This is a genomic window from Ktedonobacter sp. SOSP1-52 (assembly GCF_016587395.1).
The window spans coordinates 590,466-610,993 of sequence record NZ_BNJH01000003.1 but is presented as its reverse complement, the minus strand read 5'-3'; the positions used below and the strand labels follow the sequence as shown (position 1 = coordinate 610,993).

Below are 20,528 nucleotides of genomic sequence, written 5' to 3'. Positions count from 1 at the left end.
AAATATATGCGTTTCGGTCAAAAGTTTGCATCTTTCTCTTTAGCTCTCTATAATGCAGGGAGGAGACCCCACCCTGCCGCAGGATCGCCGCGGCAAACAGCTCATAATCCGGGATGGTAGTATGACACAGACAGTAGTCGATCCAACAATACAAGATCTCGATGAGTACGGTTACCCAACACGACCCGACGCTCAGCGCAAGCTGCGCAACGCGGTCGTCCATACCAGCCGGCACCTCTTGCTAGGTGGCATTTCTCTGGCCCTGGGAGGTGTGGGAGCCTATCTCAAGCTGCGTGCTTTTGGGCAAGCACAACCACCTCTCTCGCCTCAGACGTTCCATCCCAAACGCATTCTGGTCATCCGCGTCGATCTTATTGGCGACCTGGTTATGTCTATGACTGTGGTGCGCCAGTTGAAGCGGACCTACCCGGAGGCAGAGATCGACCTGCTGGCCATTCCTTCTAGCGCATCCATTGTGCGCGGAGATCCCGATATCACGCAACTTCTAACCTATGATCCCAATATCTGGCGCCGCCCCAAAGCCTTGCTGCAAACACGCAACTGGCGCGAGGCCCAAGCCCTACGCCAGCAGATGCGCGAACGAGACTATGACCTGGCCGTTAGCGTCTCTGGTCCCTGGGCCAGTATCCTCTCTGTGCTCAGTCGTGCGCCGCGACGCGTTGGCTTTGGCGCGGAGGGCTATCCCGGTTTTATGACAGAGAGTGTCCCTGGCCGTCACTGGGCCGAGGGAGAGCGGAAACACGAAGTCGATTACTGTATGGAGTTGCTACATGCCTGTGGCGCTACCCTTGACCAGGAGTCGCGTGTACCCACCCTGCATGTCACGCCAAAGAGTGAGCAAGAGGTCGCCGACCTGCTCCAGGTGGAGGGCATAGATCCACAGAAACCGCTGGTTGCCTGCCAGGTTAGCTCACACAATGGCTATGCAAAACGCTGGCCGATCCCCTACTGGGCGCGCCTCATAGAGCGCCTGGTAAACGAGGATGGCATGAACGTCGTCCTGACCGGGGCCCCTAAGGATCAGCCATTAATTGAGGCCGTGCTCAAACGCACGCGCGCGCATATGTATAATTTTGCTGGCAAGACCAATCTGCCTCAACTGGCGGCCCTGCTTAAGCGCGCTGATATCGTCATCTCTGGCGATAGTGGCCCCATGCATATTGCCGCCGCCGTTGGCTCAGAGTTAATCGCCATTCATGGCCCAACCGATCCCCAGATGAGCGGCCCAGTGAGTCCTCACGCCACAGTGCTACGCAGCGACATCTGGTGTAGCCCCTGCTACTTCGCCAAAGGGCCTGCCAACTGCCGCTTCCATACGACGCAGTGTATGAAGGATATTTCGCCCGAACAGGTACACTCCGCCGTCCTTAGCAAACTGGAGGGCGCTCGGATACATACGCAGGAGTCCAGCCAGTCTCTTCAGGGAGGAAACGCATGAGCCAACAACACCAGCCAATACGCACCAACGATTCCTCTCTGCCAGCCTCGGTATCCGCGAACTTCGCCGAAGAAATGGCCTGCTTTGGACGCGTTATTCATGGTGCGGAACTGCGAGAGGATGCGGAACTGCTCTGGTTCGCGGTCACGCCTACGCTGAATGGCGTCTTGCGTTCGCGCTTCACATCAGGCGACCCGGCATACATCGAGCAACGCATCCAGGCTCTCATTGAGTACTATACGAAACGCCAGGCCAGAAGCTTCGGCTGGACACTTTATCTAGCCTCACAGCCAGCGCACCTGAAAGAGTCATTATTGGCCCAGAGCTTTACCCATGTCTACGACAATGCCATTATGACACTCTCACTATCCGCACGTGAACAGAACGTAATTCCATCGCCAACCTTAGCCATTCAGGAAGTCAGCAATGCGCAGGAACTACAACAGCTCTGCGATGTTGAACAGATCGCCTTTGAGTCAACGACGGATAGGATAAAGCTCTACTACCAGACGTATCTCGCCTCTGGTTTCGGCCCAGGCCATGCCTGGCGCCACTTTACTGGCTCGCTTGATGGTCACGTGGTTGCTAGCGCCTCGCTCTTGCTCTCCCATGGTGTGGCAGGTATTTATGGCATTGGCACGCTGCCCGAGGCACGTCGCCAGGGCGTTGCCGCCAGCATGATGCTTCATGTCCTTAATGAGGCAGAGCGCCTGGGTTATCACGTCGCGACCCTCTCTCCAACAGAGCAGAGCAAACGTCTCTACCAGCGTATTGGCTTTCGTACGCTGGGGCAGAAATCTTTTTATAAGCGGAGCCTGGCATGAACAATGCACGAACACACGAGACCACTGAGCCAATACACTCATCCGTCACCCTGGCTCCAGATGCACACATCCTGGTCGTGAAGCTGGCGGGCCTCGGCGACCTGCTCCTCGCGACTCCGGCCCTACGTGCTCTACGCGAGAGCTACCCCCGGGCACGTATCGACTTGCTGGTCACTCCCGATTCCGCGAGCCTCCTGAAGGGCTGGCCTGTGATTGATAACATTATCGTGCTGGATAAATATCTCTTCGACTATCCACAACAGATCATCAAGCATCCAAGCAATTTAAAGCGCCTCGCGGATATCTTCAAACCTTTGCGCGAGGGGCATTATGACGCGGTTCTGCTCTTCCACCACCTGACACTGCGCTTTGGGCGCCTAAAACACCAGGCCTTGATGCGAGCCACGGGCGCGAAGTGGCGCGTTGGTCTCGACAATGGGCATGGCTGGTTTCTCAATGTTCGGGTCAAGGACGATGGCTTTGGCGCTATGCATGAAGCGGAATACAATATGGCGGTCGCGGCTGCGGTTGGCGCGACGGCACACACACCAAAGCTCGAAATTCCGCTCAACGAAGCTGAACGCGAAGCAGCCCATGAGCTAGTCTATGGCGCAAGCGTGCCTGAGGCGGCACCCCATCCAATTATCGCCATGCATCCGGGAAGCGGTGGCTATAGCACGGCGCGTCGCTGGGCACCAGAGCGCTTCGCCCAGCTTGCCGACACGCTGTACAAAGAGACCGGGGGTCAGTTGCTGCTAGTTGGAGGGCCTGAAGAAGTCGAGCTACATCAACAGATTATGAACCAGCTTCACTCGAGCGCTCCGGTGCGTAGCCTGGCGGGGAAGGGCAATATTAAGGTTGCAACCGCTGTGCTGGAGCTAGCGGACCTCTTTATCGGCAATGACGCGGGCCTGGCCCACCTGGCGACCGCCGTGGAAACGCCCGTGGTCGCCATCTTTGGCTTGACCAACTATAAGGCCTGGGGACCCTACACCGGCGATAGGCAAGACCTGGCTACGATTGTCCACCTCGATCTCCCCTGTATGCCCTGCTTCTATCGTGGGCATCAGCTCGGCACGCCCGAAGGTTGCGCGACACACGACTGCCTGACGCAGCTTGGCGTTGAGTCTGTCGCCGCCGCCGCCCGCCGCATGCTCCGCCTTCACGGCAAATGGCACGGTGCCACATCCACTGCTACAGAATAATCATCATGTATAGAAAGGGGAGTGTGGTGGCCTGCTGTTGGAGCCAGCAGGCCACCACACTCCCCTTTCTATACATGACTACAGCTCTGAAGGCTGTGCCTGGGCTCGCTGGATGGGACGCGTGAAATTGCCAAGCGCGACCTCTGGAATCTCGCGCCGAAGGGTTTCAATGAAGGCATTCATTCCTAGCGCCTTCCCCATGCTGTCCAGGGCAGGCATACGTGGAAGCAGGACCTCTGGATCAATATTGAGGTTGCGCAGTTGGATCAGGCGCAGGCCCGTCTCACGCGCAAGGTTCAGGAGCGCCTCGATCTCGCGTTCACGATCGATCATCCCTGGGAAACAGAGCAGGTTGATCGAGGTATACAGCCCCTCTTCATGAGCACGCTTCAGCGATTCTTTGACATCCTCAAAGCGATAGCCGATGGGGCGATAATAGGCGGTGTAGGTTTCGGGATGCCCGGAGATGGTGCTGACACGAATCGTATCCAGGCCCGCGTCATATAAGCGCTGCAACCAGCGGGGATTACTACCATTCGTGTTGATATTAATGACGCCCTGCTTCGTTTGTGCGCGCATCGCCGTAATGGCACGCTCGATCCGCTTCCACTGCATGAGAGGTTCGCCCTCACAGCCCTGCCCAAAGCTGACAATGGCCTCTTCGGCACTCTCCAGGTGAGGGACCGCAACCTCTACAATCTCCTCAACCGTGGGAATAAAGTCCAGACGGTCCTGAGGCGAAATCAGGTCCTCTTCTTCCTGTTTAGAGATACACCCAATACAGCGCGCGTTACATCCGGGCGACACGGCGATAGCCATCTCCCAGCGCTCAAGGAACAGGTTACTGGCGGTGGGACAGGAGTAATCCAGGGCGCAATGCGCATGCTGGCGCACGACGCGGTTTTCGGGGAAGGCCTCAAGTTTGGCATTTACCGCGTGCTCTAGCTTCTTGCGCGGAAACGAACGAGGGTGCCACTTATGGGGGTCATCCGTCTTGACGGCGGCTACGTAAAGTTCGCCATTTATGGAGGCAACAGCACTATAGCCAAAGAAGGGCAGAGGCTCGGTCCCCGGTACCTTTTCATATTCTGGCAACAGGGTACGCGTATATCCAATGGGCAAGAGAGCCGCTACGGCCCAACCTCTGTTCGCTGCCAGCACCTGTCGCTCACCAGTCTTCTTGAGTCCAACCGCGAGACGATCCGGCATCATCGAAAGCGTCACTCCGTCTGGCAAGGGTATTAAGTCTCTGGCTTCCAATGGCTTGCCACCAAAGGCAAGCGCCTGTAGCCGTGTCTCTTCGCGAATCTCTCCATCTGGAGTACTGTAAAGCAAATGTGGAACTGGCATGCTGATCCTTTATTTTACCTCGGTTACAGTCGGATTTACTATTTTAAAAAGCATCAACCCGGAGCTAATGCATGGGAGGTGGTGTCGCCGGAATACGAGGGCTTGTCGGACGCTCGTCCATAAGATCCTCGTCGTAAATACGGGGGAAGCCACCTGTGATTCCAGTCTGCGCGCTGGCTGCGACCCGTTGCTCCAACAGCCGTGCATCCTCATAGACGAAGCTGAGTAAAATATGCTCACCACGCATACTCTGACAAACATGACGAATGCGTGGATGCTCGGCTTCCATCCAGGCATTGATCATCGCTTCCAGTGCGGACATGCTGTCGCCACACTCCGCGCTATCAAAGCCTTTAAACTTATACACAATTCAATTCCTTTCGCTGTCATCACCAGGCCGGGCCAGGATGCCCCGTCTTTGAAGCAGGAATGGCCGTTCCTTATTTCGGGGTGGATTGGGCGGGGGGATTTGCATAGCCTTCTCCTGTCGCGTAGCTATAGCCATCTGAACGGTGGAGGTGGCTGAAAAAGCGCACATCCAGGCCGGCAATACGCGCATGCCGGGTGGTGATATCAAACGAGCCCGTAGCGCGCACCAGGACTCGGCCCACATAGATCCCCTGCTTTTTGCCCGTCGTGACGATGGCCCTGGTGATATCGCCCGTCTGGAAGCCCTGTACTTTTTTCGGCCCTTTGGGAGCAGAACAAGGGAGACCAATCTTATTGACGTTGCGCATGCGCCGACACCCATGCCCGCACGCCTCGATGAGCAAGGGATGCACTCCTGCTACCTGCAAGACTCCGGGCGTACTGGCCCCCACGCATGCAGCATCGAGCCAGTGGGTTTTCGGCAGGTTGCGCATGACGCGGTTGTATTTGGTGCGTCCCCCGCTGCCACACTCGATCGGCAGGCCCACCGCTTTCAACCGTTCTAGCAACGCGAAGCGTGTGGCGTTGACGGCGGCAGCATCCTTCAAGGAGGCTTTGGCCTGCGCCTGGATGCGTTTCAACACATCGGGCTTCTTCTTCAGGAACGCAGGGAGATCCAGAGTGCCTTTCTTCGTGTTGCAGGGTTCGCACGCGAGCGTCAAGTTGCTCACGCGGTTGCTGCCCCCCCTCGCGCGTGGCACGATATGTTCCACCTGGAGAGGAACACCTTCTTTCCCGCAATAGGCGCATTTCCGCTGCCACTTCTCTAGCAAGTATTCGCGGGTCTCGTAGCCTGCGAGGGTGCCCTGCTGGTACTCCAAGCCGCTGATTTCCGGGTTCTCCATTGCTTGCATATCGAACCGGACCAGCTCCATGCTGATCGCCTGGATAGGAGCCAGGCGGCGCAAGCGCTCGACCCAGGTGACAACGTTGCGGATGCGGCTCAAGAGCGAGGGTGGCAACCAGCCCTGCTCTCGCCTGCGATTCCGCCAGCGGGGAGCGCGGTAGCGGGTCTTGCGTTGGCGGCGTTCCCGCCGGGCTCCTCTTCGGGTGTCGAGGCCCTTCTTGATCTGCTGCCCCCGGTGGGCCAGATCTGCGGCAAAGACGACCGCGCCACTCTCGTCGTTAACAAGAGCGAGGCCGGTGGTCTTGCTCCCTGGATCGATCTTGAGCCGCAACGGTTGCGGCACCTTCGCAGGCACAGCGCATTTCAAAATCAAGGTGAAGGGATAGCGTCGCCACACAGCGGCGCGGCCCTGCTTTAAGAGCAGGCGGGCATGCCCAGGATGGACCGGGGCAAGTGGCTGCTTGTTGGTATCCACGACGAAAACGTGAGACATATCAACTCCTTGTGCCCCTTGCGGAACCTCCGCTTGCGCGGGTAATGGTGGCCTCGACAATGTTGGAAGCGGTTTGTTTGCCAGAGGCACTGAGCGTACCCTCGATCTGTTTAACCACTGGCCGTAGAGCGGTGGGCTGGCCGCGCACCCACCGGTACCTATTGTTGTATTCGCCCCCAACGGAGCCCTTTCGGGCCAAGTCTGCTCATGTTGCGGTCGGAAAATGGCGGGGCTTGCATCAATCGCTCGGATTGCTACAAGCCCCGGTTTTCAAACCGGGGTCCATGACCACGGATCTTTAGATGGATCTTCAGTCATGCCTCAATCGCCTCGTCATTACCTGATCGCAGGCTATTGTATCATCATAACTCATATTTTTCCAGCCTCTCACCAGAGAGGCCCAATTAGGCAAGTTTTACAGGTACGCCCAGTTCTTTAAGCTGCGCGAAGAAATGGGGATAGCTCTTGGCAATATGCTCGCTACCAGTCAGAGCCAGGCCCTGACGACAACGCATGCCTACAATTGCCAGGGCCATCAGGAGACGATGGTCATTGTGTCCATCCACGGTCACACCTCCCTCAATCCCTTGCGGCCGACCACGTACAATAATTGCGTCACGCTGAGGTGTGACATCGCAGCCCGCACGCCGTAGCTCTGCACACAGATCGTCAATACGGTCTGACTCTTTGTAATGCAATGTCTCGATATTGTAGAAGACACTCTCCCCCTGGGCAAAACAGGCCGCGGCAACCAGCACCGGGATACAGTCAATGATGCGATCACCATCCACGCGAACCCCCTGGAGGGTAGCTCCTCCCCGTACCGTCACCTGCTCGCCAGCGATATCCAACTGGGCACCCATAGCCTGGTAAGCCGCCAGCAGGGCATTGCCAATCTCGTCTCCGGGCTTCAAGCGGTTTAATACCAGTTCACTTGCTGGATCAGTCGCGCTTATGCAGGCTGAGATCAGCGCCGCCGCGGAAGGATAATCGCCTGGTAAGATATACTCTCGCGCTTGATACTGCTGCTTGCCTGGAACCGATAGATGACTCAAGTCAGCCGAGTGCTCAAACTGGATGCCAGCCTCGTGCAATACCTGCAAGGTGGAGCGCACAAAGGGCTGTGATTTTAAGCCATCAATAATCTCGATCTCCAGACCCTCTGGAAGAAGCGGGGCCAGAAAGAGCAAGGCGCTGATATACTGCGAGCTACGCGCACCCGAAATACGCACCTTGCCACCATGTAGAGCGCTTCTCCGCAAGGTGATGGGGAGGCATCCCTCTGCTCCCTCCGCCTGATACGTTGCACCCAGCGTACTCAATGCCTCCAGTAGCTCGCGATTGGGGCGTTTCCCCAGAGACTGCGGGTGATCGGTTACAAAGGTAATTTCGGGTAGACAGGCGCCCAGACCCAGCAATAAACGCAGGACGGCGCCCGCGTTCCCCACATTCAAGGTGACGGCGTCTGCGGCCTGCGGATAGCCTACACCCTGCACACGTAATATGGTCTCCTCCGCATCCACCCAGTCTAATTGAGCACCCAAGGCCCGGCAGCCACGAAAAAGGGCCTCACTATCGTCGCTCTGAGCGGGATAGTAAACCATGCTTGTGCCTTTAGCAAGCGCGGCCGCCAGCACATAACGCAAGGTGAAATACTTCGATGAAGGCAGTTCGGGCTTACCCTGTATGCGAGACGCCTCCTCTATCGCGATACGTACATCGGTGCCAACCAGTGATCGCAATTCTTCGTGTACCATATGTCTCTCATTCTCAATCTACAAATACTATGTCATTCGTTTCCGAGCAGAAGCATACGTCTTCAGTAACCAGCACTCCCAGATCAATTGTTGCCTTATCATATCATTTGGAACAAGAGTTGTCTCTTCTCTGGCATCATTTACAGAGTGCGCAAGCTTCATTCAGGGAGCTATTTGTAGATAACGTTTATCACATCTCCCTGGCAGGGATGTAATTTGTAGAGCATAACACCATACTTTTCCTCTGATATAGCATGCACAAAGTTATGACATATTGCTTACAATATATACTAAAAACACTTACATATTTACAAACAACACTGCAAATGATAACACGCATTAATTCATTGATAATATACAAATATTTTGTTATAATCGTATTATTCTATGTTACAGCTATTTTCCCAGGAGGCAAATATATCGTGCAACATGCAAATGTGGCCATTATAGGAGCAGGCATTGTAGGACTGGCAACCGCATACGCCTTATTACGCGCAGGTATTAAGGATGTCTATGTTTTAGAGCAACATGCTGTCGACCACGCGCGCGCCACGTCTCGCGGCCCATCACGCCTGCTGCGCTTTGAATATGGATCAGACACCCTCTATCCACGTATGGTTCAGCAGAGCTTACAAGCCTGGAGACGCCTGGAACGTCACAGTCGCGCCACCCTCTATACGCGAACTGGCGTCCTTGTGCTGGGGCAGGAAGAGGACAACTATACGCTCCCCGCCTACCACGTACTCCAGGAGCAGGGCATCCCCATTGATCTCCTCTCACAAGAGGACTGCCATATGCTCTTTCCTCAATTCAATACACAAGGATATGACCGCTTCACCTATAACGTTGATGCGGGCCTGCTGCATGCATCAACCTGCCTACAAACCCTCAAACAACTTATTCTCGACATGGGTGGTAAGATCATTGGTAACTGCCGTGTGACACACATCATCAATGAAAATTCACGCCTGCCTATTCGTCTGCTATTAGAGAATGGGCACGACCTGCTGACCGAAAGGGTCGCCTTAACGACTGGTCCCTGGATTCAGCATATCCTTGGTGACCTACGCCTGCCCATTACAACGACACGCCAGTATGTGCTCTACTTTACCGATGTTCCTAGCACAGCCTTTGCGCTCCACACATTTCCAGCTTTTATCGCGAATGATCTCTATGGTTTTCCCTTGCATACCACTAGCACCAGGGGCTATAGTTCCACCTGGTTAAAGGCCACTTCCCACGCCTTTGGCACCCCAATTGATCCGGATATGCCACCCACTATTGAACAGAGTATTGTCGCGCAGATAGCACAAAAAGTACAAAACCTGCTCCCAACCCTGCAAGACGCGCGCCTGGCCCATATTGATACATGCATGTACGATGTCAGCCCCGACGAAGATTTTATTCTCGACTACCACCCACGCGACGCACGCATTGTCTTTGCAACTGGACTCACAGGGCATGGCTTTAAATTTGGCCCACTACTGGGAGAAATTCTTGGCGCCTTGCTCTATCAGCAAGCCCCCTCTATCCCCCTGGAGCGTTTTCGCCTGGCGCGTTTCTCGGCCTATCCCCTTGAGCAAGCATCTTCGGTTGCATAAACGAGGCACTGTATACAAAATAATCATCTGTCATAGCCGACAAGCTCTGGAGAGGAAACCTGATTCTGCTCTACCTTGACATATGGAGGCTGGAGTTCGTCTACCAGGTCCTCTCCAGAGAAACACATTACCGCTGGAACGCCTAAAACGCGTAGCCTAGCCCCTGGCGACTGGTTGTAAAGACCGGGATACCGTTACGCCAATCGATCTCCAGGTACTTGCGTGTATTCATCAAGTCAGGAAGATGTTTCACGACGGCTCGCGTCGCCGTATCAATGACGTCGCCGGAGTCGCCAACATAGACATAGCGACCATCACGGCTATGCAGCACCCAGCCCTCGCGCAAACAATCATACACGCAGGGCGTCTCTTCGCCCTGGAAAGCTGTTAATTTGATATCAGCAACCTTACGGGGGGCACGTTCGGGGAGACCACTTACGTCAAAGACATGCACATAGCTATTGGGGGCATCAACAATATACACCTCTTTCTCATCGGGGGAGAGAGAGATACCGTGGCTGGGTGCCGACATATGCAGCCCATCTACAAAGCCCTCGGCTGGAACGCTATAGAGCAACTGGCCCGTCTGCAAATCGCTCACCTCAAAACCAAGGAAATGGGAGGCGGTTGTAAAGACCAGCGTCTCCTTGTTGTTCACGGTAAAGGGCCTGACGCCATCTTTGAGTGGTCCCACCTTCTTCACAACCTTGTTGCTCGCGGTATCCACCACATAGAGTTGATTGTTGTTCAGCGCGCCCAGATAGGCATACTTCCCACTCAGGCCCACAACCGTGTTATGACCCGCAGCTCCGCCACCAACCTGAATCGCCTGGAGAACCGCTCCATCACGAGCGCGCAATACATGCCAGAACCCCTGATACTGGTTAGAACCACCCGGCATATAAATCGACTTGCCATCAGGGGTAATCGCCATGCTATCGATACCGAAGTCGTAGCTTTTCGTCCATACCACCCTATCATGCAGCAAATCATATTTCAGCAGTGAACCGTTGCCATGCGCGCCACCATTACCACCATAACTGATGAAGAGGCTAGCGGTCAATGGATCGGCAACCACACCCCGCCCACTTTTGAGCATGGGCAGATCAATATGTCTGACAAACGCATGCGCGCGGTCGATATCGTAGACATCTATGCCCTCATCGGGAACGACATAGAGATAATGCCTGGTCAGGACCGACGCTCCCTGCGCCCCGGCCTGATTGGAACGCACCATTACAAATGCTAACCCGGCCAGCACAATCAGCAAGAGGGAGCAAACGAGTAACAACTTCTTATATTTGCGCAATATAGTCATAAACAACCCTTTCCACATCTTTCTGCCAGTGCCAGCGTGAGGCAATATTTGTTATCTACAGGAGGTTATACAGCGAAGGAAGTTCCCTACCATCCCGGCCCAGCACTAACATTGCAAGTTTACATATAGGACTTTGTTCAAACGATGGATAGAAATATTTTCGTTCTCATCATATAAAACTCTAGAGTTTGAGGGGGAGTAACTTGCATGAAAATAAATACATGCAAAACGCAACTTTTGTGAAGCTCTGAAAATTTAGCCGCAAGGAATTGACATTACAACCAGGGTATGGTAGTTTATAGGTGCTACAAGCACCCATAGCTCAGCGGATTAGAGCATCGATCTTCGGAATCGAGTGTCGGGGGTTCGAGTCCCTCTGGGTGCGTTTTTTTTATGCCCTTCTACAAATGCACTTTTTTGTATTAAGTATTATCAACGTATATCTTGATGCACGCGTAGATCTAGTTTGGCTCTCGGAGCGTATTGACGTGCGCCGCTATACATGTTATTATTGCTCAGGCATTTCCTTCCTTTACACAAATCAATGACTCAATTCGGCCTTTATTATCACCAAATATCCTGAACGGTTAGGATGTTCCCATCCCTTTTATCAGGGTGCTATTCCGTGTTCTTTGGCTACTTCAAAAAACAATACCAAGGGGTTACAGGTGTATACCGTTACTCTCACTGCACTCAACCGCATGTTACGCGACTATAGCTACAACGGCTGGGGCTACGCCACCTTGCCCGCAGGTATTGGGCACATTCAGGAGCCATGCCGTATCGTGCTCTCCATCTACCAGGGAGAGATTAAGACCTGTTACATTGCCGGGAAAGATGGGCAGGTCCTTATGACTGGGAAAGAGGCCCAGGACCTGATTGAGCAATCCACCTCCCTTAGCTGGTCACTCAAGTCTTACCAGGACCCGGAGACCCCTGCTCCCTCCCATCCCGCCATTAAATCCTCTTCGCCTGACCGCACGACCCGCCCCATTCCCGCTCTTCACCTGCCCGCTCCTGCGCAAGCAAGGCCCCAGGTCCCAGCAATGGAGCCACGCGTGACACGGCCCTTGCCAGCGATACGCCCACCACAGGCGACACAGATCTACCCCCTGCGCGCCAGAGAGATCCCCTTTACCGAACTCTCACGCTGGCCGCGCAAGTGGCGTCAAATTTATATGCTCGCCAATGGCAACATGACCATTGATAAAATCGCGACTATGCTCACACTCTCACCCCAGGATATGCGCGGCATCTTGCAGACAATGATCTCGCAGGGCGTAATTATCCTGCGCCAGTCCTCTTAATCAGTCTTGCTCGCTGCTGGGGTGACGCCATTGGAATTGTTGTCGTGACACGGCCAGTACAGTACATGTACTGGCCTCTCCATGCCTACCTGCCGATCTCGGCCTCTAATTCATCGACAAATTGACGGGCCAGGCGACCAGAACGGCCAACCCGTTGGCGCTCCCACTGCAAAGCCCGGCTACGCAGCTCCTCTTCCTCAAGCTCTAGCCCTCGCTGCTGCGCTAACCCCTGAGCAATCTGTAGATACTGCTCCTGGCTGGGTGCGCTAAATGTGATCCGCAAGCCAAAGCGATGCACTAGCGATTGCTTCTCATCCATCGTGTCGCGCCAGTTTACCTCTTCAGTGGGTTTACTACGATCAGTATGTAGCTCGCGTACCAGGTTAAGCCGATTGGTCGTCGCGTAGATGAGTACATTTTGTGGACGAGCCTCTGCCGTCCCTTCAAGGAGCATCTTTAATACTTTATACTCGGTTTCATGCTCTTCAAAGGAGAGATCATCAATAAACACAAGATAGCTCGGCGCGCGCTGGCGCAATTGCGCCACGATCTGCGGCAGATCACCAATATACTCCCTGCGCACCTCGACCAGGCGCAGCCCCTGGTCGGTGTAGGTATTGATCAGCGCCTTTACGCTCGATGACTTCCCCGTCCCTGGCGGCCCATAAAGCAGGGCATCATGTGCCGGCATACCGGCGAGAAAACGCTCAGTATTTGCCTTGAGTTTGCGCAGTTCCCGCTCATAGCCTACAAAATTGTCGAGATGAATAGCGTCGGGATGAGCAATTCCTTCAAGGGTCTGCGTATTTCCCTGCCAGCGTAGGACAGCATAGCGAGCCAGCGCGCCTGTCCCCTGGCGCGCCCAATGCATTTCCAGCATGTCCGCCAGTTCACTCCAGTCCGCCAGCTCAGCAATCTGGTGCATAAGAGCGGCTCGCACACTCTTATGCCCTGACTCCTGAACTGTTCCCAGGTCAAGCCAGGGTTCCCAGGCATCGCGTAACACGGGCATCGTCTCACCCACCACGCTTTGCACTGCTTTCCACACCACCTCAGCCGAGAGGGCGAAGAGTCGCTGTAGCGCCTTCAACTCACGCGCGGCCTGGCGATGCAGCGTAGCCGAAATCCGCGCCTGACTCCCCAGCCATGCGCGCCCCTGCCGCTCGACCTGAGCCGTCCAGGGATTTTCATCCTCAAGCAAGCGGCCCACCATGTGGGCCTGCCAGGCATCTGACAGTTCTGTTGTTATATACACATGCTCTGATGCAGCCAATGCGTAAAAGACCTCGCTATAGGCCGAAGCAACCTGCATAGGCACCTGCTCGGCACCTGCTAAAAGCCGTAGTAGGTGTAAGAAGGCCTGCCCTGGTTCATCATTAAGAACATGTTTTAAAAGCGCCAGCCCCTGCGCGCCATACAGTGCCTCTTGCATCGCCGAGGCGATGCGTTTATTAACCAGAAAAGAGGTCGTCACATTTTTGCCTTGCGTTGTTGTCATACATTAACCCCGAATCACTCTTTTTTTTGCCTCTATAACCACATGTTGTACCACACGAACTCTCTGGCTACCAGTAAAGCATCCTCCCTATGGGAAACTTTTCTTTTGAAGAAGGGGGAAGGGGCGTGCAGGGAAAACGGCTTTGCCGTTTTCCCTGCACGCCCCTTCCCCGATGGCTCGCTACGCGAGCGGAGATAAGAGCCAGAAGAAAGTGGGAAGGCCCTGTACTCTTGGCAGCAAGCATACACAAATTTCGATGCAGGTGATACAATACTTGCTATCGTTTTGGGAACCTTCCCTTCTCAGTGTCTTGCATAACTTGAGAGGGGAGCTATGAATTTTTTTGTTTTTTCCAATTTTTTTGTCGAATGTCAGTAGTAGAGGTACGACACTGTTGTAAAAAAGCTTTCTTTCCTGATATATCCAATGTCTATATATCAGAGGACTACAATGATGGTAGAGCGATAGCCAAATCCGGCTGTTATGCCTAGCACCTGCCTACTTCTATGCATATATCAGGGAAGACGAAACTACTATTTTTGCGGACAGGCTACGTCTATTAGTAGAAGGCGTATCTGCTCTGCAACAGCTCTCACCAGGGCACATATGAAAAATATTGTGTAGCGTCACCGAACCCAACGTATATTCGTTAAGAAAAACGTATACACTTGGCGTTTAATCTCATCCATTGCAAAAGGAGTTTGTCATGCCAGGGGATGTTTTTCCACCAGCGGCAAAGGGCCCACAGAATACGACCATTTTGATTGTCGAAGATGACGCCGATATTGGTCAGTTCTTACAGCAACTCATCGAAGAGGAGACCCCCTATACCACTAGACTGATTGATAACGGTCTAAAAGCATTGGAAGAGGCTCCTCGTATCGACCCCTGCTTGCTGCTTCTCGATTATCGCCTGCCAGGCATTAATGGGCTTGAATTGTATGACCGTTTACAAGAGTATCATGCATTGCACAATATCCCGACTATTATGATGAGCGCGACCCTCCCGGTTGAAGAATTAGGCAAACGTGGCATCTATCAGCTACGCAAGCCCATGGATATTGGGAGCGTCATTCGAATGATTACACACGCCCTTGCAACCTCAGAAGAGAAGGCGTTATCCTGATATTGTCCTTTGTCCAGGAAGAGGGACACATGGGGTATAAGCCTCCTGCTCACCCCTCTTCCTGATATATATTTTCCTTCCTCGCCTTTTGCCTCTTTCCCCACCCCAAGAACTTCGTCAGCGAAAAGTCGTATCACCTTTTTCGTCTTCTCATTCGTTATTTATATAGAGAGGCAAGCAACCCCAGCCATATTGGCATGTCTTCAAACACTTAAGCATATACTTGACACTCTTGATACAATACGACTAGTATGTTTTTTTAGTGTCTCTTCTTCTCTATTGTGGATTGGGGCTTGTTTTATAGGTCAGACATGCATCTGACCTATCTCTGGCGCAAGGCAAAAACATCTAATCAACCGGCACCTGCTCACCCTATCTGAAGGCGAGAGTCCTGTGCCGTAGTTCCGATGAGAGGAAATGGGGGTGTGCATGCAGCCATTATTCCACGACTCGCAGAGGCGAGACCCCGTCCAGAGGCAAGGGACGGCTAAGGCCCAACCAGGTAATAATCAGGAACAAGCAGACCAGTGGGCTGTCCTGCACCACGAGGTCCAGGACAAACAATTCCAGCAGCACGATGAGCCTACGCGTGCTGAATGGGAGCGGCGTGACACCGACGAGAATCCTGCCTCCTCCTCCTCATCTTACTTTGGCACGGTAGATCCTGAGTATGATGTTGATATTGTGGTCGTTGGTGTTGGTGGCGGTGGTATGAATGCTATTAACCGTATGATCAATACCAATGTACGCGGCGTACGCTATATGGCCTTAAATACAGATGCCCAGGTACTGGCGCTCTCGCAAGCGTCAGAGCGTATTTGTTTGGGACAGCATCACACTAAGGGCCTGGGCGCAGGCGGCAACTCCGCAGTAGGCATGCGTGCCGCGACCGAGAGCGCAGCCGAAATTCGCGCAGCCCTGGGTGAGGCCGATATGGTATTTATCGCCGCCGGCATGGGCGGTGGTACTGGCACGGGCGCGGCCCCCATCGTCGCTTCCATTGCAAAAAAAATTGGCGCGCTCACCATTGGTATCGTTACCCTGCCATTCTCCTTCGAGGGGACACGCCGCCGTCGCATCGCTGATCAGGGCCTGGCTGAACTCAGTAAAGAGGTTGACGCCCTTATCACCGTTCCCAATGATCGCCTCCTGACCACGGTCGCGCGTGACTATAGCCTCTCGGATGCTTTTAAAGTGGCTGACGATGTGCTACGCCAGGGCGTTCAGGGTATCGCCGAGGTCATTAACGTGCCTGGCATGGTCAACGTTGATTTTGCCGATGTGCGCAGCGTCTTGCATGAGGCGGGAACTGCGTTGATGAGCATTGGACAGGGTCAGGGGCGTAACCGGGCACAACTTGCCGCCGAAGAGGCCATCGCGGGTGGCTTCCTGAATGTGACTATCCGTGGCGCGAAACGCGTGCTTTTCAATATCAGTGGTGGCGAAGATATGACCCTCTTCGAGATCAATGAGGTCGCTGAACGCATTGGCGCCGCCATCGATGATGCCGCTGATATCACCTTTGGCGCGGTTATTGATCCCACCCTCCGCGATACCATTCGTGTGACGCTGATCGCTGCTGGTATGGAGGAGATTCCGACCGCGCGTCTCCAGGCAGTCCGTCTCGGGCATACCGCTGCGCGCTCAAACTCCCTTACGGGAACAGGACAGGTGGTGCAAAACACGCCTCCTTATCAGCCACCAGCGGCCCCTACCGCGCCCAAGCCGCCTTCTCGGACAGCTCAGCAACAGCGAGGAACGCAGCTCCCTGAACGAAGACAGGCCAGTTCAACATCGCCACGGATGCCATCCCTGCCCAACGCCGCTGACCAGCGTCCCATGCCCTCCAGGCAACCAGCCCCGGGACAACCCATACGGTCGGGACAGCCAGGGCAACCAGCTCCGGAGCAACGGACACAGCGCAGCTTGAATGATTTACGCGGCCTGCGTGGTCTGGGACGCCGGCAGGAGCTACGCAGATACGCTGGCGATGCCGATGACGAGGACATCATTGATGTCCCTCCCTTCCTCAAACGCCACGAATAAACAAGCGTCAAGCAGAAGCGGAGCAATTCAAGCTTGAATTGCTCCGCTTCTGCTTGACGCTTCTACATCTATGGCGATACTGTGGCAGCGCTATGTGGCACGCTAGATACGCGAGCAGAGAAGAGAGAACACACAACGTCCCTCATACGCCTCGGCTATTCCTTAGCGTCAGCAGCATTAGTGGAAGAACGCCCTTTCTCTCCCCCCTTTTTCCCAATCTTCGAGTAAAATTCCGAACCTTGCTGACGTTTGGTGGATTCACCACCTTTTTTCCCAATCTCAGCATAAAACTGTGGGCCGCGTTTCTCTTTGACCGTCTCGCCACCCTTCTTCCCAATTTTCGAGTAGAACTCGGGGCCATACTTTTCGCGCACGGCCTGTCCGCCATGCTTGGCTTTTTGTGATCCAGGTTCAGGTCCACGCTTGTTATTTGCCATGGAAAGTCCCGCCTCTCTTTAACTTCTTTACCACATTCTCCCAACTACATTGCGGTGAGACACCCTAGATCAGAACACCCCGTATCATCCTACTGCGAACGTTGTCCACGCGCATGTGCCACGCGATTGGCGATCATCCCTGCCGTAATGCCAGCGCCCACGCCATTATCAATATTTACCACGGTCAAGCCAGGCGCACACGTCTGCAACATCGATAATAGCGCCGCCACACCCTTGCCACCCATACCATAGCCCACTGATGTCGGCACTCCGATAACCGGTACAGGAGCCAGGCCAGCTATGACAGATGGTAACGCACCATCCATACCAGCTACTACAAGAATCGCATCTACATCTTCCGCCAGCAACGCGCGCAAAGGCTCGATCAACCGATGCAATCCCGCCACACCTACATCATAGATGCGTGTCACCCGACAGCCCATCTCCTCGGTAATCATCGCGGCCTCTTCCGCAACAGGAATGTCGGATGTCCCCGCGCTAATCACTCCCACCTTGCCACCCGTGACGCGCTTGTTATACTCAGGAGCATAAATCACCATCATATGTGATGCCTCCTGATAGCGCATTTCATAGTGCTCGAAAGCCGACCGTACGGCCTCCAGTGAGCGCGCAGGCATCCTACTAATAATCGCCCGCCCCGTTCCTGCCAGTAATCCACGCGCCATGGCAAGAATTTGCTCGGTCTCTTTGGTCTCGCCAAATATAACCTCAGGGGCACCCTTGCGTCTCTCTCGTCCAGCATCAGGACGGGTCTCCATCACAGATGAGACATCGCAGTGTACTGAGTCCTGTGTTCCTTGTGGCGCCTCGTTGATCTGCTTCAACGGTGCCACCTGCTCAGCCATGTGTGCCGCGTCCTTGTCACGCTGCCCATCCTGTACATCACTGAGCAATTGACCTAATAAGTCGAGTTGTTCTTCAATTTCACGATTCACTCAAATCACCTGGGTTCCCTGGCTTACTCACACCAGAGAGAACATGTGCTCCATGCCTAAAAAAAACATGGATCTAATGTTTTCCCATAGTGGTAATGATGTGACTGTCGTGCAACATTTACAGTGTAACACAGCCAATCACAATCAGCAAGCCAACAGTAGTACATTCTTATTTAAAAACGTTGAAAAGAAGCAATTCTTTATCTAAGAAGCTTAGCTGCTCCAAGGCCTTCACGCCTTCAGGACATGTACCGCTCTCCTTTCTCTACTGCCTCCGACTCTAAAAAGCACTTTCTTCCTCGTCTGCGCTATGCTATACTATGTTGTGTTCAGACGCTTCAGGTGGTGGATGATATGTGGATGATGTGGAGATAAACAATCCTTCCCCCTCACCCTCCACTGCCGCCGGCCTTCCGGCATGTGCTCCGGATTAGCTCTTTTTTGCGTGAGACAGATTACTATGCTATTTCTTCACTCAGCCAGGGCCTGGTTTCTGGCAAGTCTAACGCTGTTGTTCTGCAGCCTGCCCTGCCTCGTCGCCTGTAGTGCTACGGTGACTTCGTCAGCCGACGCGGAACAAACCCATACCATGACCATTAACCAGGACTTTCAACAAGATACGCTCGCCACGACCAGTCCCACCTATCGCTGCGGCGCCTGGGCTTCAAATAACGCGCCCGCGTCTTCCGGTACCATCACTATCTATGCTCGCCTGACGCATGATGTGGCGGGCGTGGCTGGTATGGCTGCGACCGCGACGGTCCATTTTCGCTATGGCGATGTTGTCCTTACACAACATCCAACCAGCGATACTGGCGGCTATGTCAGCTTTAACCTCCCCCTGTTAGGGCGTCAACCAGTGGGCATACCCGCGACAGCCGATGTTGTCTTTACCCTTGGGCAGGAGACCCTGACCTGCGCGCCAGCATTTTTTACTCCTGAGTGAGGACCTGACAGACAGGGCAAAAGTGCGTGCTGCGCTGGGCGACAACGATACGCTCAATTAGCGTACCACAACGTGTGCAGGGTTTACCAGCCTGTTTGTAGACATGCACATGGTTATAATTATCGCCTGCCTCGCCCCAGAGATCACGGTAGGAACTAAACGAGGTTCCACCATGTTCAATACCTTTGAGCAGGACTGACACTACCGCCTCGTGCAGGCTGGCAATCTCCTGCGATGTCAGACTGTTAGCAGCGCGACGTGGGTGAATCCTGGCATGAAAAAGCGCTTCGTCGGCATAGATATTGCCGACGCCCGCGATCACGGTCTGATCCAGCAACACCTGCTTGATCGGACTCCGGCGATGAGCAAGCGCCTGGGCCAGTCCCTCAATGCTAAAGGCCTCGCTCAATGGCTCAGGTCCCAGCCCCCTGAGCGCCTCCTCTTCCTGAGAACGCTGCCAGAGCGAGACGCGCCCGAATTTGCGCGGGTCTGTGAAGAGCAAGTTGCGCCCATCTTCCAGGATAAAGCACACCCGGCAATAGTTCATCTCCGAGCTATACGCCTGGGAGCTATCAGCCTTAAGCGTAAAGCTGGGACCGCGTGTGCTCCAGGCCTGGACATCGCGCTCACGTAGGCTTGTATCCAGCGTCCAGCCGGGTTCTAGGAGCAGGAAGTTCCCAGTCATCCGGCGATGACTGATAAGCAATCCCTCACCACTAAGGTCAAGCAACAAGAACTTGCCACGCCTCCTGACGCCCTCAATGGTACGGCCGCTTACCTGGGCGCAGAAATCTTCTGGAAGCGGGTGTGCAATGATACGCTCCCAGAAGACCTGCGCCTCACGGATGGTCGCACCAACGATAGAGGCTTGCAACTGTCTGGCGGTATATTCAACTTCTGGTAACTCGGGCATTGGTAATTCTTTTCTA

General features: G+C 54.2%; 17 protein-coding genes and 1 tRNA gene. 9 read left to right on the top strand and 9 right to left on the bottom strand.

The genetic code is table 11. From position 1 onward, the window contains the following. Positions 1 to 121: 121 nt before the first annotated feature. From waaF to JMJ16_RS28250, 3 genes are read left to right on the top strand one after another with little or no spacing between them, the layout of a single operon-like run. Entirely contained in the window at positions 122 to 1,459 is a 1,338-nt protein-coding gene (gene waaF / locus JMJ16_RS28260; RefSeq protein WP_201387034.1) for a lipopolysaccharide heptosyltransferase II, read from the top strand. Beyond that, positions 1,456 to 2,283, top strand: coding sequence for a GNAT family N-acetyltransferase (locus JMJ16_RS28255; protein WP_201387032.1), 828 nt, complete (start codon positions 1,456 to 1,458; stop codon positions 2,281 to 2,283). The genes waaF and JMJ16_RS28255 overlap by 4 nt, the downstream gene beginning before the upstream one ends. Continuing rightward, complete coding sequence (locus JMJ16_RS28250; protein WP_201387030.1) at positions 2,280 to 3,488, top strand: glycosyltransferase family 9 protein; 1,209 nt, start codon at positions 2,280 to 2,282, stop codon at positions 3,486 to 3,488. Before JMJ16_RS28255 ends, JMJ16_RS28250 begins: the two co-directional genes overlap by 4 nt. A 78-nt stretch (positions 3,489 to 3,566) precedes the next feature. Here the strand turns inward: JMJ16_RS28250 and JMJ16_RS28245 are convergent, their stop codons facing one another. The 4 genes from JMJ16_RS28245 to aroA form a co-directional block, all read right to left on the bottom strand. Beyond that, positions 3,567 to 4,838 (bottom strand): radical SAM protein, encoded by a 1,272-nt coding sequence (locus JMJ16_RS28245; protein ID WP_201387028.1) that lies wholly within the window; start codon positions 4,836 to 4,838, stop codon positions 3,567 to 3,569. Positions 4,839 to 4,902: 64 nt separating this feature from the next. Continuing rightward, complete coding sequence (locus tag JMJ16_RS28240) at positions 4,903 to 5,205, bottom strand: hypothetical protein (protein WP_201379885.1); 303 nt, start codon at positions 5,203 to 5,205, stop codon at positions 4,903 to 4,905. A 73-nt stretch (positions 5,206 to 5,278) separates the two neighbouring features. Beyond that, on the bottom strand, positions 5,279 to 6,607 hold the full coding sequence (iscB, locus tag JMJ16_RS28235) for an RNA-guided endonuclease IscB (RefSeq protein ID WP_201387026.1): 1,329 nt from the start codon (positions 6,605 to 6,607) through the stop codon (positions 5,279 to 5,281). A 404-nt stretch (positions 6,608 to 7,011) separates the two neighbouring features. Further along, complete coding sequence (aroA, locus tag JMJ16_RS28230) at positions 7,012 to 8,364, bottom strand: 3-phosphoshikimate 1-carboxyvinyltransferase (RefSeq protein ID WP_201387024.1); 1,353 nt, start codon at positions 8,362 to 8,364, stop codon at positions 7,012 to 7,014. Between the two features lie 422 nt (positions 8,365 to 8,786). Between aroA and JMJ16_RS28225 the strand changes: the two genes are divergently transcribed. After that, on the top strand, positions 8,787 to 9,965 hold the full coding sequence (locus JMJ16_RS28225) for an FAD-dependent oxidoreductase (protein WP_201387022.1): 1,179 nt from the start codon (positions 8,787 to 8,789) through the stop codon (positions 9,963 to 9,965). Between the two features lie 142 nt (positions 9,966 to 10,107). Here JMJ16_RS28225 and JMJ16_RS28220 read toward each other — a convergent pair whose 3' ends face one another. Next, complete coding sequence (locus JMJ16_RS28220) at positions 10,108 to 11,283, bottom strand: hypothetical protein (protein WP_201387021.1); 1,176 nt, start codon at positions 11,281 to 11,283, stop codon at positions 10,108 to 10,110. 311 nt (positions 11,284 to 11,594) lie between these two features. Between JMJ16_RS28220 and JMJ16_RS28215 the strand changes: the two genes are divergently transcribed. Both JMJ16_RS28215 and JMJ16_RS28210 read left to right on the top strand, forming a co-directional pair. Continuing rightward, a tRNA-Arg gene (locus JMJ16_RS28215) sits at positions 11,595 to 11,668 on the top strand. A gap of 283 nt (positions 11,669 to 11,951) precedes the next feature. Next, a complete protein-coding gene (locus JMJ16_RS28210) occupies positions 11,952 to 12,590 on the top strand; it encodes a hypothetical protein (RefSeq protein WP_201387019.1) in 639 nt (212 codons plus the stop codon). Positions 12,591 to 12,675: 85 nt separating this feature from the next. On the opposite strand, the gene JMJ16_RS28205 is transcribed toward JMJ16_RS28210, so the two are convergent. Further along, the gene (locus tag JMJ16_RS28205) at positions 12,676 to 14,088 is read right to left on the bottom strand and encodes an ATP-binding protein (protein ID WP_201387017.1); all 1,413 of its coding nucleotides are present in this window, start codon (positions 14,086 to 14,088) and stop codon (positions 12,676 to 12,678) included. Positions 14,089 to 14,794: 706 nt separating this feature from the next. On the opposite strand from JMJ16_RS28205, the gene JMJ16_RS28200 reads away from it, so the two are divergent. After that, positions 14,795 to 15,214, top strand: a complete 420-nt coding sequence (locus tag JMJ16_RS28200) for a response regulator (RefSeq protein ID WP_007906554.1) — start codon at positions 14,795 to 14,797, stop codon at positions 15,212 to 15,214. A gap of 429 nt (positions 15,215 to 15,643) precedes the next feature. Next, positions 15,644 to 17,260 (top strand): cell division protein FtsZ, encoded by a 1,617-nt coding sequence (gene ftsZ, locus JMJ16_RS28195; RefSeq protein WP_201387015.1) that lies wholly within the window; start codon positions 15,644 to 15,646, stop codon positions 17,258 to 17,260. 155 nt (positions 17,261 to 17,415) lie between these two features. Here ftsZ and JMJ16_RS28190 read toward each other — a convergent pair whose 3' ends face one another. Together JMJ16_RS28190 and larB are read right to left on the bottom strand one after the other, a co-directional pair. Continuing rightward, on the bottom strand, positions 17,416 to 17,697 hold the full coding sequence (locus tag JMJ16_RS28190) for a KGG domain-containing protein (protein WP_007906556.1): 282 nt from the start codon (positions 17,695 to 17,697) through the stop codon (positions 17,416 to 17,418). Positions 17,698 to 17,786: 89 nt separating this feature from the next. After that, on the bottom strand, positions 17,787 to 18,653 hold the full coding sequence (gene larB / locus JMJ16_RS28185; RefSeq protein WP_201387013.1) for a nickel pincer cofactor biosynthesis protein LarB: 867 nt from the start codon (positions 18,651 to 18,653) through the stop codon (positions 17,787 to 17,789). 460 nt (positions 18,654 to 19,113) lie between these two features. Here larB and JMJ16_RS28180 point away from each other — a divergent pair, with 460 nt between their 5' ends. After that, complete coding sequence (locus tag JMJ16_RS28180) at positions 19,114 to 19,599, top strand: hypothetical protein (protein WP_201387011.1); 486 nt, start codon at positions 19,114 to 19,116, stop codon at positions 19,597 to 19,599. Here JMJ16_RS28180 and mutM read toward each other — a convergent pair. Next, on the bottom strand, positions 19,586 to 20,512 hold the full coding sequence (mutM, locus tag JMJ16_RS28175) for a DNA-formamidopyrimidine glycosylase (RefSeq protein ID WP_201387010.1): 927 nt from the start codon (positions 20,510 to 20,512) through the stop codon (positions 19,586 to 19,588). The two genes, JMJ16_RS28180 and mutM, sit on opposite strands and share 14 nt — an antisense overlap. Positions 20,513 to 20,528: the final 16 nt, after the last annotated feature.

What these genes read in the sequence shown, in the direction of transcription:
- waaF (WP_201387034.1), top strand. Translation starts at nt 122, where the DNA reads ATGACACAGACAGTAGTCGATCCAACAATACAAGATCTCGATGAGTAC.
- JMJ16_RS28255 (WP_201387032.1), top strand. Translation starts at nt 1,456, where the DNA reads ATGAGCCAACAACACCAGCCAATACGCACCAACGATTCCTCTCTGCCA.
- JMJ16_RS28250 (WP_201387030.1), top strand. Translation starts at nt 2,280, where the DNA reads ATGAACAATGCACGAACACACGAGACCACTGAGCCAATACACTCATCC.
- JMJ16_RS28245 (WP_201387028.1), bottom strand. Translation starts at nt 4,838, where the DNA reads ATGCCAGTTCCACATTTGCTTTACAGTACTCCAGATGGAGAGATTCGC.
- iscB (WP_201387026.1), bottom strand. Translation starts at nt 6,607, where the DNA reads ATGTCTCACGTTTTCGTCGTGGATACCAACAAGCAGCCACTTGCCCCG.
- aroA (WP_201387024.1), bottom strand. Translation starts at nt 8,364, where the DNA reads ATGGTACACGAAGAATTGCGATCACTGGTTGGCACCGATGTACGTATC.
- JMJ16_RS28220 (WP_201387021.1), bottom strand. Translation starts at nt 11,283, where the DNA reads ATGACTATATTGCGCAAATATAAGAAGTTGTTACTCGTTTGCTCCCTC.
- JMJ16_RS28205 (WP_201387017.1), bottom strand. Translation starts at nt 14,088, where the DNA reads ATGACAACAACGCAAGGCAAAAATGTGACGACCTCTTTTCTGGTTAAT.
- JMJ16_RS28200 (WP_007906554.1), top strand. Translation starts at nt 14,795, where the DNA reads ATGCCAGGGGATGTTTTTCCACCAGCGGCAAAGGGCCCACAGAATACG.
- ftsZ (WP_201387015.1), top strand. Translation starts at nt 15,644, where the DNA reads ATGCAGCCATTATTCCACGACTCGCAGAGGCGAGACCCCGTCCAGAGG.
- JMJ16_RS28190 (WP_007906556.1), bottom strand. Translation starts at nt 17,697, where the DNA reads ATGGCAAATAACAAGCGTGGACCTGAACCTGGATCACAAAAAGCCAAG.
- JMJ16_RS28180 (WP_201387011.1), top strand. Translation starts at nt 19,114, where the DNA reads ATGCTATTTCTTCACTCAGCCAGGGCCTGGTTTCTGGCAAGTCTAACG.
- mutM (WP_201387010.1), bottom strand. Translation starts at nt 20,512, where the DNA reads ATGCCCGAGTTACCAGAAGTTGAATATACCGCCAGACAGTTGCAAGCC.